We start from the raw sequence: 13,765 nt of genomic DNA on the forward strand, positions 1-13,765 counted from the left end.
GATGGGTTCTCCTGAAGAATTGTCAACTTCTTGACGGCCATTGCGCCAGAATGCCGAACGTACCGATCACTTCGAGGGGGAACCATCATGCGCGGACTCGTGCTCGGCGGCGGCGGCCTCGCCGGCATCGCCTGGCAGACCGGCCTGCTCCACGGCCTCGCCGAAACCGGCCTGGACGTCCCCGGCACCGCCGACCACATCCTCGGCACCTCCGCCGGATCGACCGTCGCCGGCCAGCTCGCCTCCGGCCTCCCGCTCGCCGAGCTCTACCGGCGGCAGACCGACCCCGCCCGGCAGAACCACGAGATCGTCCCGCCCGCCGAAGCCCTCGGCGCCCTCTTCGAGACCATCGAGAAACTGCTCGCCGAGATCACCGACCCGGCCGAACTGCGCCGCCGCATCGGCCGGCTCGCCCTCGACGCCGACACCGTCCCCGCCGCCGAACGCCACGCCGTCATCGCCGGCCGCCTCCCCGCTCACGAGTGGCCCGCCTGGCCGCTCACCCTCACCGCCGTGGACGCCGACACCGGCGAACCCCGCACCTTCGACCGCCACAGCGGAGTCACCCTCGTCGACGCCGTCGCCGCCAGCTGCGCCGTCCCCGGCATCTGGCCCCCCGTCGAGATCGACGGCCGCCGCTACATGGACGGCGGCATCCGCAGCTCCAACAACGCCGACCTGATGACCGGTCAGCAGACCGTCCTGGTCCTCGCCCCGATGACCGATCCCTTCCTCGCCGCCGAGCTGCAAACCCTCGAAGCCACCGGAAGGGTCCTCGCCGTCACCCCCGACGAGGACTCCCGGGCCGCCTTCGGCATCAACCCGCTCGACACCGCCGTCCGCACCCCCGCCGCCGAAGCCGGCCTGGCCCAGGGCCGACGGATCGCCGACCAGGTCCGCGAACTCTGGACCGACTGACGCCCCGCCCGCTACTCGACGATCCTGCCGTCCCGCAGCTCGAGGACCCGGTCCGCGAGTTCCATCAGCTGCGGGTCGTGCGTCGCCACCAGCGCCGTCACGCCCTCACTGCGCACCACCGCCCGCAGCAACTGCATGATCGCCAGGCCGGTGTCCGAGTCCAGCTGTCCGGTCGGCTCGTCCGCGATCAGCAGCGCCGGCTCGTTCGCCAACGCCCGCGCCACCGCGACCCGCTGCTGCTGACCACCCGACATCTCGGTCGGCCGCTGCTCCGCGTGGTCCGCCAGACCCACCATCGCCAGCAGCGTGCGCACCCGCTCCTCGCGCTCCTTGACCGCCACCCGGCGCAGCCGCATCGGCACCCCGACGTTCTCCGCCGCCGTCAGCACCGAGATCAGGCCGAAGGACTGGAACACGAAACCGATCCGGTCCCGCCGCAGCTCCAGCCGGCCCGCCTCGTCCAGGCCCGCCAGGTCCGTCCCCGCGATGCTGATCTTCCCCGCGGACGGCGTGTCCAGCCCGCCCACCAGGTTCAGCAGCGTCGTCTTGCCGGAACCCGACCGGCCGCGCAGCGCCGTCAACTCCCCGGCCCGCGCCGTGAACGACACCCCGCGCACCGCGTGCACCGCCCGGTCGCCCGCACCGAAGGTCCGGTGCACCTCCTCCACGACCACCATCGCACCGCTCACCCGCGCACCTCCGACTCCTCGGCCCGCCACACTCCGATGTGGTCCTCTTCCAACGCCAGCCGCACTCGGCGGCTGAGCCCCAACGCCTCGGTGAAGTCCTGCGGCAACTGCAACCGGCCGACCCGGTCCAGCACCGCGTACTCCACCCCAGGCTCGCCCCGCTCCGGGCGCAGCACCTCCGTCGAGGTCCGCCCGTTGCGGATCCGCACGGTCCGGCGCACTTCCTGCGCAACCATAAGGTCATGGGTGACGATCAACACCGTCACCCCCAACTCCTCGTTCACCGACCGCAGCGCGGCGAAGATCTCCTCGCTGGTCGCACTGTCCAGCTCGCCCGTCGGCTCGTCCGCCAGCAGCAGCGCCGGCGAGTTCGCGTTCGCCACCGCGATCGCCACCCGCTGCTGCTCACCGCCCGACATCTCCGCCGGACGACGACCCGCGAGGTGCGCGATCCCCAGCAGCCCCAGCAGCTCCGTCGCCTGCCGCCGCCGGTCCCGCCGCGGCACCCCGGCGTACCCCATCGGCAGCATCACGTTCTCCAGCGCCGTCAGGTACGGCAACAGGTTGCGCGCCGTCTGCTGCCAGACGAACCCCACCGTCCGGCGGCGGAAGTCCAGGCGCTCGCGCTTCCCCATCGCCAGCAGGTCATGACCCGCCACCCGGGCACTGCCCGCCGTCGGCACGTCCAGCCCGGCGAGGATCCCCAGCAGCGTCGACTTCCCCGAACCCGAGGCGCCGACCACCGCGATCAACTCGCCTTCCTCCACGGTCAGATCGAGCCCCTGCAGGGCCTGCACCTCGACCCCCTCGGACCGGTGGATCCGCACCACGTTCTCGCACACCACCATGCCCTCCGCGGGCGGCGGCCCCGCGGCGGCGGCGCGCCTGCGCAACTCGTCGAGATCCGGTACGACCTGCACGGCCTCAGCCCCCACAGCAAACCCCTCCGGCCCGAGCACCACGGCTCTCCACGGCCTGCGATCCGGGAGCCGACGTCCGGCCGGGCGGGCGGGGCAGTCCCCTGTTCTGCCCCGACCGGCCGACCGGACGCTCCCCCGGTTGACCGACCCCCACACGGCGTCGGCCTCAACACTCCAACGCGTCCCGAACCGGCCGGGTTGCATCAACATCCGGACTTTTTCGAACCGGCCCGAACGCGGTCCCGACCGCCCTCCGCGGCCGGCCCCGACCCGGCCTCACCCCGTCTTCGACACCGGCTCCCCCAGCGCCAGGAACTCCGCCGCCGACACCCGGAACGGATCCGACAGACCGGCCGCCGGCGACACCCCCCGCCCGACCCGACGCACCGTCAGCACCGCCACCATCGAACCGCTGACATGCACCACCGCCTCCTCCGCGAACGCCTGCGGCTGCCGCACCCCCAACGCCACCGCGCTGCCGACCTGCTGCTCCACCGTCCACCCCCCGCCCGGCGCCACGCACTCCCCACCCGCCAACAGCCGCGCGCCCGCGAGCCCCGCGGCCTCCGCCGACCCGAACCGCAGGACGTACTGACGGGCCGTCGCCTCCACGTCCCCGCCGTCCGCGTACGTCTCCGCCCACACCAGCTCCGCGCCCGCCGTCCGCACCAGGCCCGGGACGCAGCCCTCCGCGAACGCCTCCGCCGGCAGACCGCCGGCCGTCGGCGCCGCGCCGCTGGTCCCGGCCGTCGCCGTGCCCGCGCCCTCAGCGGTCGACGTCGCCCCCTTCGCGCTCGGAACCGTCCCACTCGGAGCGGACCTGCTCGGAGCCGTCCCACTCGGGGTCGGGCCGCTCGGGGTGGGGCCGCTCGGGGTCGTCGCGGTCGGTGCCGCCGCACCAACGCTTGCGGTACCCGGGCCCGCGGCGCTCGGCGCCGGCGCCACCGTCCACGGGCCGTAGCCGCCCAGCACGCTCGGCAACCGCGACACGTCCAGCACCAGCGCCCGCACCTCAGGATCGGCCGATCCCAACGGCAGCGGCGCCCACCCCGCACCGGCCGATCCACTCGGCCACGGACTCGCCGACCCCGCCGACGGGTCCACCGACGGCGACGACGACAGCCGCGGCTCCGGCACCACCAGGTCCGCCGACACCGCGGACGGCGACGGCCCCGCAGTCCTCGACACCGCCGGCCCCGCGGCCCCGTGACCGGACGACGGCGGCACCAGCGACAGCCCCGACCAGACCAACGCGACGCCCACCACCCCGACGCCCGCGACCGAACACACCCGACGCCGACGGCGACGCACCCCGCGCCGCACCACCTCCGCGCTCACCGGCACCGGAACGCCCAGGACCACCTCGCGCCGCAACCCGTCGAACATCGCCTCCAACCGGGCAACCCCGATCGCCGGACGATCCTCCTCCTCCACCTCGGCCCTAGACACGCGAACCCCCGTCCTCTGCCACCCGGACCCGAGCCTCCGTCAACTCCACCGCCACCGGCTCCCCGTCACCGCTGCCGCCCGCCGACACCCGCTGCTCCCCCGCACCCACCACCCGCCCTCCCGCGGCAGCCGCGCGAACCGGCCGCAGCGGCGCGACCAGCGGCTCTTCGACGACCACCGCCGGCCCTTCCCCCAACAACGCCGCCAACGCCTGCCGCCCCCGATGCAGCCGCGCCTTCACCGTCCCCACCGGCACCCCCTCGTCCGCGGCGATCTCCGCCACCGAACGACCCCCCATGTGGTGCCACACCAACGCCGACCGCTGCGTCTCCGGCAACTGCCGCAACGCCTCCACCAACGCCACCGTCTCGGGCCCCGGCCCCGGAACCGGCAGCTGCGCATCCCCGTGCCGGATCCAGCTCTGCAACGCCGTCCGGGCCCGCCGCCACCGGCTGATCGCGATCCGCTGCCCCGTCAGCCGGACCCACGCCACCGGATTCTCGTGCGCCACCAGCCGCCCCCAGTGGTTCCAGGCCCGAACGAACGCCTCCTGGGCGGCATCCTGCGCCTCACCCAGATCACCCGTCAGCGCATACAGGTGCGCCACCAGTTGGCCGTACGTCGCCTCGTAGAACGCCCGAAAGTCGTCGCCGCCCCGACCGGTACTACTGCCGGCCCCCTCGCCCTGCTCCACGACCATGACGCCACAGTGTGCCGTGCACCGATCGACCCGGCAACACTCCGCCCGCCCGCCGTTCGGGAAACGCGAGAAAGCCCCCTGACATCCCGTCAGGGGGCTTTCTCTGAATGATTGTTCGGCGGCGTCCTACTCTCCCACAGGGTCCCCCCTGCAGTACCATCGGCGCTATGAGGCTTAGCTTCCGGGTTCGGAATGTAACCGGGCGTTTCCCTCACGCTATGACCACCGAAACACTATGAAACTATCCACCGGAGTGGGTCGTTGTTTCAGAACAACACAGTGGACGCGAGCAACTGAGGACAAGCCCTCGGCCTATTAGTACCGGTCAACTCCACCCCTTACAGGGCTTCCATATCCGGCCTATCAACCCAGTCGTCTACTGGGAGCCTTACCCTCTCAAGGAGGTGGGAGTGCTCATCTCGAAGCAGGCTTCCCGCTTAGATGCTTTCAGCGGTTATCCCTCCCGAACGTAGCCAACCAGCCATGCCCTTGGCAGGACAACTGGCACACCAGAGGTTCGTCCGTCCCGGTCCTCTCGTACTAGGGACAGCCCTTCTCAACACTCCTACGCGCACAGCGGATAGGGACCGAACTGTCTCACGACGTTCTAAACCCAGCTCGCGTACCGCTTTAATGGGCGAACAGCCCAACCCTTGGGACCTACTCCAGCCCCAGGATGCGACGAGCCGACATCGAGGTGCCAAACCATCCCGTCGATATGGACTCTTGGGGAAGATCAGCCTGTTATCCCCGGGGTACCTTTTATCCGTTGAGCGACGGCGCTTCCACAAGCCACCGCCGGATCACTAGTCCCTACTTTCGTACCTGCTCGACCCGTCAGTCTCACAGTCAAGCTCCCTTGTGCACTTACACTCAACACCTGATTGCCAACCAGGCTGAGGGAACCTTTGGGCGCCTCCGTTACTCTTTAGGAGGCAACCGCCCCAGTTAAACTACCCACCAGACACTGTCCCTGATCCGGATCACGGACCCAGGTTAGACATCCAGCACGACCAGAGTGGTATTTCAACGTCGACTCCACCATGACTGGCGTCACGGCTTCAAAGTCTCCCACCTATCCTACACAAGCCGAACCGAACACCAATATCAAGCTATAGTAAAGGTCCCGGGGTCTTTCCGTCCTGCTGCGCGAAACGAGCATCTTTACTCGTAATGCAATTTCACCGGGCCTGTGGTTGAGACAGTCGAGAAGTCGTTACGCCATTCGTGCAGGTCGGAACTTACCCGACAAGGAATTTCGCTACCTTAGGATGGTTATAGTTACCACCGCCGTTTACTGGCGCTTAAGTTCTCAGCTTCGCCACGACGAATCGTGACTAACCGGTCCCCTTAACGTTCCAGCACCGGGCAGGCGTCAGTCCGTATACATCGCCTTACGGCTTCGCACGGACCTGTGTTTTTAGTAAACAGTCGCTTCTCGCTGGTCTCTGCGGCCACCACCAGCTCAGGGAGCAAGTCCCCTCACCAGCAATGGCCCCCCTTCTCCCGAAGTTACGGGGGCATTTTGCCGAGTTCCTTAACCACAGTTCACCCGAACGCCTCGGTATTCTCTACCTGACCACCTGAGTCGGTTTGGGGTACGGGCCGCCATGAAACTCGCTAGAGGCTTTTCTCGACAGCATAGGATCATCCACTTCACCACAATCGGCTCGGCATCAGGTCTCAGCCTTAATGTGAGGCGGATTTGCCTACCCCACGGCCTACACCCTTACCCCGGGACTACCACCGCCCGGGCTGGACTACCTTCCTGCGTCACCCCATCGCTCACCTACTACAGGCTTGGGTCGGCGGCTCCACCACGTCCCTTTGTCCGAAGACTCCGGGCCGGCTTCACGGCCTTAGCATCACCTGGTTCGACGTTGGCGCTTCAAAGCGGGTACGGGAATATCAACCCGTTGTCCATCGACTACGCCTGTCGGCCTCGCCTTAGGTCCCGACTTACCCTGGGCAGATCAGCTTGACCCAGGAACCCTTGGTCAATCGGCGCAAGAGTTTCCCACTCTTGTATCGCTACTCATGCCTGCATTCTCACTCGTGAACCGTCCACAACTCGATTCCTCGGCTGCTTCACCCGGCACACGACGCTCCCCTACCCATCACAGCCTCCGTTGGGAGTATTGCTGCAATGACACGACTTCGGTGATGTGCTTGAGCCCCGCTACATTGTCGGCGCGGAATCACTTGACCAGTGAGCTATTACGCACTCTTTCAAGGGTGGCTGCTTCTAAGCCAACCTCCTGGTTGTCTCTGCGACTCCACATCCTTTCCCACTTAGCACACGCTTAGGGACCTTAGTCGGTGTTCTGGGCTGTTTCCCTCTCGACCATGGAGCTTATCCCCCACAGTCTCACTGCCGCGCTCTCACTTACCGGCATTCGGAGTTTGGCTAAGGTCAGTAACCCGGTAAGGCCCATCGCCTATCCAGTGCTCTACCTCCGGCAAGAAACACGCGACGCTGCACCTAAATGCATTTCGGGGAGAACCAGCTATCACGGAGTTTGATTGGCCTTTCACCCCTAACCACAGGTCATCCCCCAGGTTTTCAACCCTGGTGGGTTCGGTCCTCCACACGGTCTTACCCGCGCTTCAACCTGCCCATGGCTAGATCACTCCGCTTCGGGTCTTGGGCATGCAACTATGGGCGCCCTATTCGGACTCGCTTTCGCTACGGCTACCCCACACGGGTTAACCTCGCTACACACCGCAAACTCGCAGGCTCATTCTTCAAAAGGCACGCAGTCACAGTCCGAAGACTGCCCCCACGGCTTGTAGGCACACGGTTTCAGGTACTATTTCACTCCGCTCCCGCGGTACTTTTCACCATTCCCTCACGGTACTATCCGCTATCGGTCACCAGGGAATATTTAGGCTTAGCGGGTGGTCCCGCCAGATTCACACGGGATTTCTCGGGCCCCGTGCTACTTGGGAAATGAGCAAGCAAGCCGTACAGATTTCGTCTACGGGGGTCTTACCCTCTACGCCGGACCTTTCGCATGTCCTTCGACTACCCATACGGTTTCTGACTCGCCGACCGGCCGGCAGACCGATCAAGCTCACTCCCACGACCCCCAAGTGGCAACCCCTGCCGGGTCTCACACCACTCAGGTTTAGCCTCATCCGGTTTCGCTCGCCACTACTCCCGGAATCACGGTTGTTTTCTCTTCCTGCGGGTACTGAGATGTTTCACTTCCCCGCGTTCCCTCCACATACCCTATGTGTTCAGGTATGGGTGACAGCCCATGACGACTGCCGGGTTTCCCCATTCGGACACCCCCGGATCAAAGCTCGGTTGACAGCTCCCCGGGGCCTATCGCGGCCTCCCACGTCCTTCATCGGTTCCTGGTGCCAAGGCATCCACCGTGCGCCCTTAAAAACTTGGCCACAGATGCTCGCGTCCACTGTGCAGTTCTCAAACAACGACCAGACACCCAAACTCAACACCCCGAACCGGAATGCCTCGCATGAGACCGGCGACCACTGAGACAACGAAGACTCGTTCCCTCAGGACCCAACAACGTGCCCGACACACCCGACCCAGAACCGCGTTCCACGCCCCGAAAGGCAGTACTAGCGGTCTTCACCGTGTGTGCCGAATAGTCAACGTTCCACCCATGAGCAACCGTGCGAGACATTCGCTCGCATCCGGCCATGTGCTCCTTAGAAAGGAGGTGATCCAGCCGCACCTTCCGGTACGGCTACCTTGTTACGACTTCGTCCCAATCGCTGGTCCCACCTTCGACGGCTCCTCCCCTTACGGGTTAGGCCACCGGCTTCGGGTGTTACCGACTTTCGTGACGTGACGGGCGGTGTGTACAAGGCCCGGGAACGTATTCACCGCAGCATGCTGATCTGCGATTACTAGCAACTCCAACTTCATGGGGTCGAGTTGCAGACCCCAATCCGAACTGAGACCGGCTTTTTGGGATTCGCTCCGCCTCACGGCATCGCAGCCCTTTGTACCGGCCATTGTAGCACGTGTGCAGCCCAAGACATAAGGGGCATGATGATTTGACGTCGTCCCCACCTTCCTCCGAGTTGACCCCGGCAGTCTCCTGTGAGTCCCCGACATTACTCGCTGGCAACACAGAACAAGGGTTGCGCTCGTTGCGGGACTTAACCCAACATCTCACGACACGAGCTGACGACAACCATGCACCACCTGTACACCGACCACAAGGGGGCGCCTATCTCTAGACGTTTCCGGCGTATGTCAAGCCTTGGTAAGGTTCTTCGCGTTGCGTCGAATTAAGCCACATGCTCCGCTGCTTGTGCGGGCCCCCGTCAATTCCTTTGAGTTTTAGCCTTGCGGCCGTACTCCCCAGGCGGGGAACTTAATGCGTTAGCTGCGGCACCGACGACGTGGAATGTCGCCAACACCTAGTTCCCAACGTTTACGGCGTGGACTACCAGGGTATCTAATCCTGTTCGCTCCCCACGCTTTCGCTCCTCAGCGTCAGTAATGGCCCAGAGATCCGCCTTCGCCACCGGTGTTCCTCCTGATATCTGCGCATTTCACCGCTACACCAGGAATTCCGATCTCCCCTACCACACTCCAGCCTGCCCGTATCGAATGCAGACCCGGGGTTAAGCCCCGGGCTTTCACATCCGACGCGACAGGCCGCCTACGAGCTCTTTACGCCCAATAATTCCGGACAACGCTCGCACCCTACGTATTACCGCGGCTGCTGGCACGTAGTTAGCCGGTGCTTCTTCTGCAGGTACCGTCACTTGCGCTTCTTCCCTGCTGAAAGAGGTTTACAACCCGAAGGCCGTCATCCCTCACGCGGCGTCGCTGCATCAGGCTTTCGCCCATTGTGCAATATTCCCCACTGCTGCCTCCCGTAGGAGTCTGGGCCGTGTCTCAGTCCCAGTGTGGCCGGTCGCCCTCTCAGGCCGGCTACCCGTCGTCGCCTTGGTAGGCCATTACCCCACCAACAAGCTGATAGGCCGCGGGATCATCCTGAACCGCCGGAGCTTTCCACCAACCCCCATGCAGGAGAAGGTCGTATCCGGTATTAGACCTCGTTTCCAAGGCTTGTCCCAGAGTTCAGGGCAGATTCCCCACGTGTTACTCACCCGTTCGCCACTGATCCACCCCGAAGGGCTTCACCGTTCGACTTGCATGTGTTAAGCACGCCGCCAGCGTTCGTCCTGAGCCAGGATCAAACTCTCCGTGAATGTCTCCACGGGGAGCGGCACAGCAACCACCGGAATAAGGCGGCCCTGCGCACTGCGTCCTCGCTAGTGTTTTACTTCAAAAGGAATCTCCAACCCCAGAGAATCTGAGGCCGGGGATGTCAACATATCTGGCGTTGACTTTTGGCACGCTGTTGAGTTCTCAAGGAACGGACGCTTCCTTCGAGCCGCATTCCTGCGGACCCTCCGGGCGCTTCGTTCTTTCGTGTTTCCAGCTTATCAGATCCGAGCTTGTGCTCTTTCCCGACTCGCTTTCGTCTTCCGCGACCTGACGGCCCGTCCGACGTTTCAAACTCTAGCCGATCCCCGCTCCGAAAAGCGAATCGGCCGCAATCTCCGATAAACACGCACAGCAAATACGAACGGAGACGCGAAAGGACGCGACCCGCTACGGATCAACTGGTTGGTTCTCAGAGATTGGCCACCCCGGGACCGTCCACGCAGATACGTGTCCGGTGCTCCCTGCCGAGCGACTAGTGAACACTACGCCGATCGGGAGGCGGATGCAAATTCGTCCGTACGGACCACCCAGTCGCAGGCCGTGCGGGTGGTCTCGACCTGGGCGGCGTTGGGCCGGTCGTTGGTGTCGATCCGGTGGCGGGCGCTCGCCTCGTCCTGGCCGCCGGCGGTGTGGCGGGCCAGCAGCCGGGCGTCGCGGACGCGCTCGCCGGCGTCGACGTACCAGAGTTCGCGCAGCAGTGCCCGGGCGTCCGTCCACGGGGTGGCGGGCGTGGCGAGGTAGTTGCCTTCGGTCACGATCAGCCGGGTGTGGGGGCGGATCAGGTGGCGGGCGGCGATCGGCTCGTCGAGCGTGCGGTCGAAGTCGGGGGCGTAGATCTCGTGGAAGCGGTCGGCGGTGACGCGCTCGAGGAGGGCGAGGTAGCCGAGGGCGTCGAAGGTCTCGGGGGCGCCCTTGCGAGGGCGCAGGCCGAGGCGGTCGAGCTGGGCGTTGGAGAGGTGGAAGCCGTCGAGCGGGAGGTAGGCCGCGGTGTCGGGGCCCTCGTGGCGGTTGATCTCGTCGACCAGTAGGCGGGCGAGGGTGGACTTCCCGGCGGCGGGCGGCCCGACCAGGCCGAGGACGGTTCGTCCGGTGCCGCTGCCGGGGCCGCGGAGCAGGGCGAGTGCACGGGTCACTGCGAGGGCTGCGGCATCGGACTGCTCGGTGGCGGACGCGGTGGTGGGGGTGCCTTCGTCGTGCATGGGTCGCACCCTACGCGCCGGTAGGGACGGTGAGAACAGGAGTGTCGAGGGTGACGGTGCCGGCGTCCGCGTCCAGGGTGGCGGGGACGCCGAGCGGGACGGTGATCGCGGACGGGCAGTGGCCGAAACCGAGCTCCCAGAGGACGGGGATGCCGAGGCCGCCGAAGTGGTCGAGCATCACGGCCCGTACGCCGTCGAGCGGGCCGCAGCCGTCCCAGGAGCCGAGGACCACTCCGGCGACTCCCTCTAGGGCTCCGCTGCGTCGGAGTTGGGTGAGGATGCGGTCGAGCTGGTACGGCTGCTCGTTGACGTCCTCCAGGACCAGCAGGCCGCCGGCGAAGGTCCGGCGGGCGGCGGGGGTGCCTCGGTCGGCGGCGAGCAGCGAGGCGCAGCCGCCCATCAGGGTGCCGTGGGCCCGGCCGGGGACGAGGGCGGTGGCGTCGGGGCCGGTGAGGACGGTGGTGGCGGCGGGCTCGAAGAGGGTTCGTCGCAGGTGCTCGGCGGTCGGGGCGTCGGTGCTGAAGACGGTGGCTCCGGGCATCGGACCGTAGAGGGTGGGGAGGCCGAGGCGCTGGGCGACGGCCTCGTGCAGGACGGTGATGTCGCTGTAGCCGACCAGCAGTTTCGGCGGTGCGGTGCGCATGGCGTCCCAGTCCAGGAGGTCGACCATCCGATGGGCCCCGAATCCGCCGCGGACGCAGAGGACGGCGGCGATGTCGGGGTCCAGCCAGGCGGCCTGCAGGTCGGCGGCCCGGTGGGCGTCGGTGCCGGCCAGGTACGGCAGGGCGGGATGGGTGTCGTGGACGTGCGGGAGGACCTGCACGTCCAGGTCCCAGGAGCGGAGGATCTCGATGCCGAGGGCGAGCCGTGCGGGGTCGACGGCACCGCTGGGGGCGGCGAGGGCGATCCGGTCTCCGGGGCGGAGCGGGCGCAGGGGCATCGGGTACTCCTTCTTGCAGCGGAGAATTCTCGGAGCGGGGAGCGGGAGCGCGGCAGCGGGGACGGTGGGCTCCTGCGGGTGCCGCAGAGTTGTTCCGTCTGCTGACGGTATCCCCCGCGCGGCAACGGCCCATCCCGGTGGGCCGGCTGGCTGCCCGTCAGGCGTGCGGGCTCGGCGGACGGTCCCGCGCCGGGGAGCGGGGCCGTCCGCCGTGCCCGTGGGTGACGGGGTCAGAACGTGCCCATGGCGGTCCGGACTTCGGCGAGGGTGCGGTTGGCGATCTCGTTGGCGCGGGCGTTCCCGGTGTGCAGGACCTCGCGCAGCAGGGTTCGGTCGGCGGCGAGTTCGGCGCGGCGGGCGCGCAGCGGGCGGAAGTACTCGTTGACCGCTTCGGTGGCGGTGCGCTTGAGGGCCGCGGCTCCGCCGGCGCCGATCTCCTCGGCGACCTGGTGCGGGTCCCGGTCCTGGCAGAGGGCGGTGAGCAGCAGCAGGTTGGAGACGCCGGGGCGGTGCTCGGGGTCGTAGGCGATGTGGCGGTCGGGGTCGGTGACGGCGCCGCGCAGCATCCGGGCGGTCTCGTCCCCGTCGGCGCCGAGGGAGATGGCGTTGCCCCTGCTCTTGCTCATCTTTCCGGCGTCGGTGCCGAGCAGCAGGGGTGCGTCGGAGAGCAGGGCCTGCGGTTCGGGGAACAGCGTGCCGTAGCGGTCGTTGAAGCGGCGGGCGACGGTGCGGGCGACTTCCAGGTGCGGCAGTTGGTCCTGGCCGACCGGCACCAGGTCGGCCTTGCAGAACAGCAGGTCGGCGGCCTGGTGGACCGGGTAGGTGAACATCAACCCGCTGACGGCGGACTGCCGGGAGTGGGCGATCTCGTCCTTGACTGTGGGGTTCCGGGACAGTTCGGCGACGCTCACCAGGCTGAGGAACGGCAGCAGCAGTTGGTTGAGGGCCGGGACGGCGCTGTGGGTGAAGATCGTGGCCCGTCCGGGGTCGACTCCGGCGGCCAGGTAGTCGAGGACGAGGTTCTCGGCGCGTTCGGCGAGCCGGTCGGGGCGGTCCCGGTCGGTGATCACCTGGTAGTCGGCAACGACGATCATCAACTCCAGCCCTTGTGACTGGAGTTGGACCCGGTTCCGGAGCGTCCCGAAGTAGTGGCCGAGGTGGAGCGGGCCGGTCGGTCGGTCACCGGTCAGGACCCGGCGGTGCCCGGCGGCGGTCGGTGCGATCAGCGGGTTGGCCGGGCCGGCGGTTGCGGCGGTGGTGTCCGTGCCGGTGGGTTCGGCGGGGGCGGTCATGGCGGGTTTCTCCTCGGTGGCGGTGGTCGCCGCCCGCCGGCAGCCCGGGTCCGTCCTTGGGTTGTCGCCGGGGCCGCCCTTGCGGACGGCCCTGAAGTCATGGGTGGGGAGCCGTCCTAGGACGGCCACCAGCTGAGGCATGACAGGGGGGACATGCCGTCCACCCTAGCTCCGCGCTTTCGGCCGGCACACCGGTTTTCGGTCCGGCGGGGGTGGGCGGGTACGCGCGTAGGCGGTGGGAACCACCGGGGGGTGTGGGTACGTCCCTTGGCCGGGTGCGCGCCGGTGGTGCAGGATCGGGCGAGCCGAGAATCCGGAGGGGTGCAGCCATGACCGCGCTCGACCAGAACGCGTCGGACCGACCGTACGCGGACGCCGACCGCTGTACGGCGGAGACGGGCGCGGACGGGCGCGGGGAGCAGCGCGGGCGGGGCGGGCAG

9 protein-coding genes and 3 rRNA genes are annotated in these 13,765 nt (G+C 67.3%); 1 reads left to right on the top strand and 11 read right to left on the bottom strand.

Annotated elements, in window-relative coordinates; translation table 11 throughout:
• The first annotated feature begins 87 nt into the window (after positions 1-87).
• A complete protein-coding gene (locus tag BX266_RS12120; RefSeq protein WP_099899273.1) occupies positions 88-918 on the top strand; it encodes a patatin-like phospholipase family protein in 831 nt (276 codons plus the stop codon).
• Positions 919-929: 11 nt separating this feature from the next.
• Here BX266_RS12120 and BX266_RS12125 read toward each other — a convergent pair whose 3' ends face one another.
• The 11 genes from BX266_RS12125 to trpS form a co-directional block, all read right to left on the bottom strand.
• Positions 930-1,595 carry an ABC transporter ATP-binding protein gene (locus tag BX266_RS12125; RefSeq protein ID WP_259465085.1) on the bottom strand — a complete coding sequence of 222 codons (666 nt, stop codon included), beginning with the start codon at positions 1,593-1,595 and terminating at the stop codon, positions 930-932.
• A gap of 8 nt (positions 1,596-1,603) precedes the next feature.
• Positions 1,604-2,527 (bottom strand): ABC transporter ATP-binding protein, encoded by a 924-nt coding sequence (locus BX266_RS12130; RefSeq protein WP_399171267.1) that lies wholly within the window; start codon positions 2,525-2,527, stop codon positions 1,604-1,606.
• Between the two features lie 276 nt (positions 2,528-2,803).
• Positions 2,804-3,196 carry a hypothetical protein gene (locus BX266_RS38055; RefSeq protein WP_143686914.1) on the bottom strand — a complete coding sequence of 131 codons (393 nt, stop codon included), beginning with the start codon at positions 3,194-3,196 and terminating at the stop codon, positions 2,804-2,806.
• A 97-nt stretch (positions 3,197-3,293) separates the two neighbouring features.
• A complete protein-coding gene (locus BX266_RS38060; RefSeq protein ID WP_143686915.1) occupies positions 3,294-3,479 on the bottom strand; it encodes a hypothetical protein in 186 nt (61 codons plus the stop codon).
• A 489-nt stretch (positions 3,480-3,968) separates the two neighbouring features.
• The gene (locus BX266_RS12140) at positions 3,969-4,676 is read right to left on the bottom strand and encodes a SigE family RNA polymerase sigma factor (protein WP_099899279.1); all 708 of its coding nucleotides are present in this window, start codon (positions 4,674-4,676) and stop codon (positions 3,969-3,971) included.
• 113 nt (positions 4,677-4,789) lie between these two features.
• Positions 4,790-4,906, bottom strand: a 5S ribosomal RNA gene (gene rrf, locus BX266_RS12145).
• A 65-nt stretch (positions 4,907-4,971) separates the two neighbouring features.
• A 23S ribosomal RNA gene (locus BX266_RS12150) occupies positions 4,972-8,078 on the bottom strand.
• Positions 8,079-8,358: 280 nt separating this feature from the next.
• A 16S ribosomal RNA gene (locus BX266_RS12155) occupies positions 8,359-9,875 on the bottom strand.
• Together the 16S, 23S and 5S rRNA genes form the textbook arrangement of a ribosomal RNA operon.
• A 501-nt stretch (positions 9,876-10,376) precedes the next feature.
• Positions 10,377-11,093 (bottom strand): nucleoside/nucleotide kinase family protein, encoded by a 717-nt coding sequence (locus tag BX266_RS12160; RefSeq protein WP_099899281.1) that lies wholly within the window; start codon positions 11,091-11,093, stop codon positions 10,377-10,379.
• 10 nt (positions 11,094-11,103) lie between these two features.
• Entirely contained in the window at positions 11,104-12,033 is a 930-nt protein-coding gene (locus BX266_RS12165; protein WP_099899283.1) for an LD-carboxypeptidase, read from the bottom strand.
• A gap of 230 nt (positions 12,034-12,263) precedes the next feature.
• Positions 12,264-13,325 carry a tryptophan--tRNA ligase gene (gene trpS, locus BX266_RS12170; protein WP_099899285.1) on the bottom strand — a complete coding sequence of 354 codons (1,062 nt, stop codon included), beginning with the start codon at positions 13,323-13,325 and terminating at the stop codon, positions 12,264-12,266.
• Positions 13,326-13,765: the final 440 nt, after the last annotated feature.

The sequence above is a fragment of the Streptomyces sp. TLI_171 genome, assembly GCF_003610255.1.
GTDB lineage: Bacteria > Actinomycetota > Actinomycetes > Streptomycetales > Streptomycetaceae > Kitasatospora.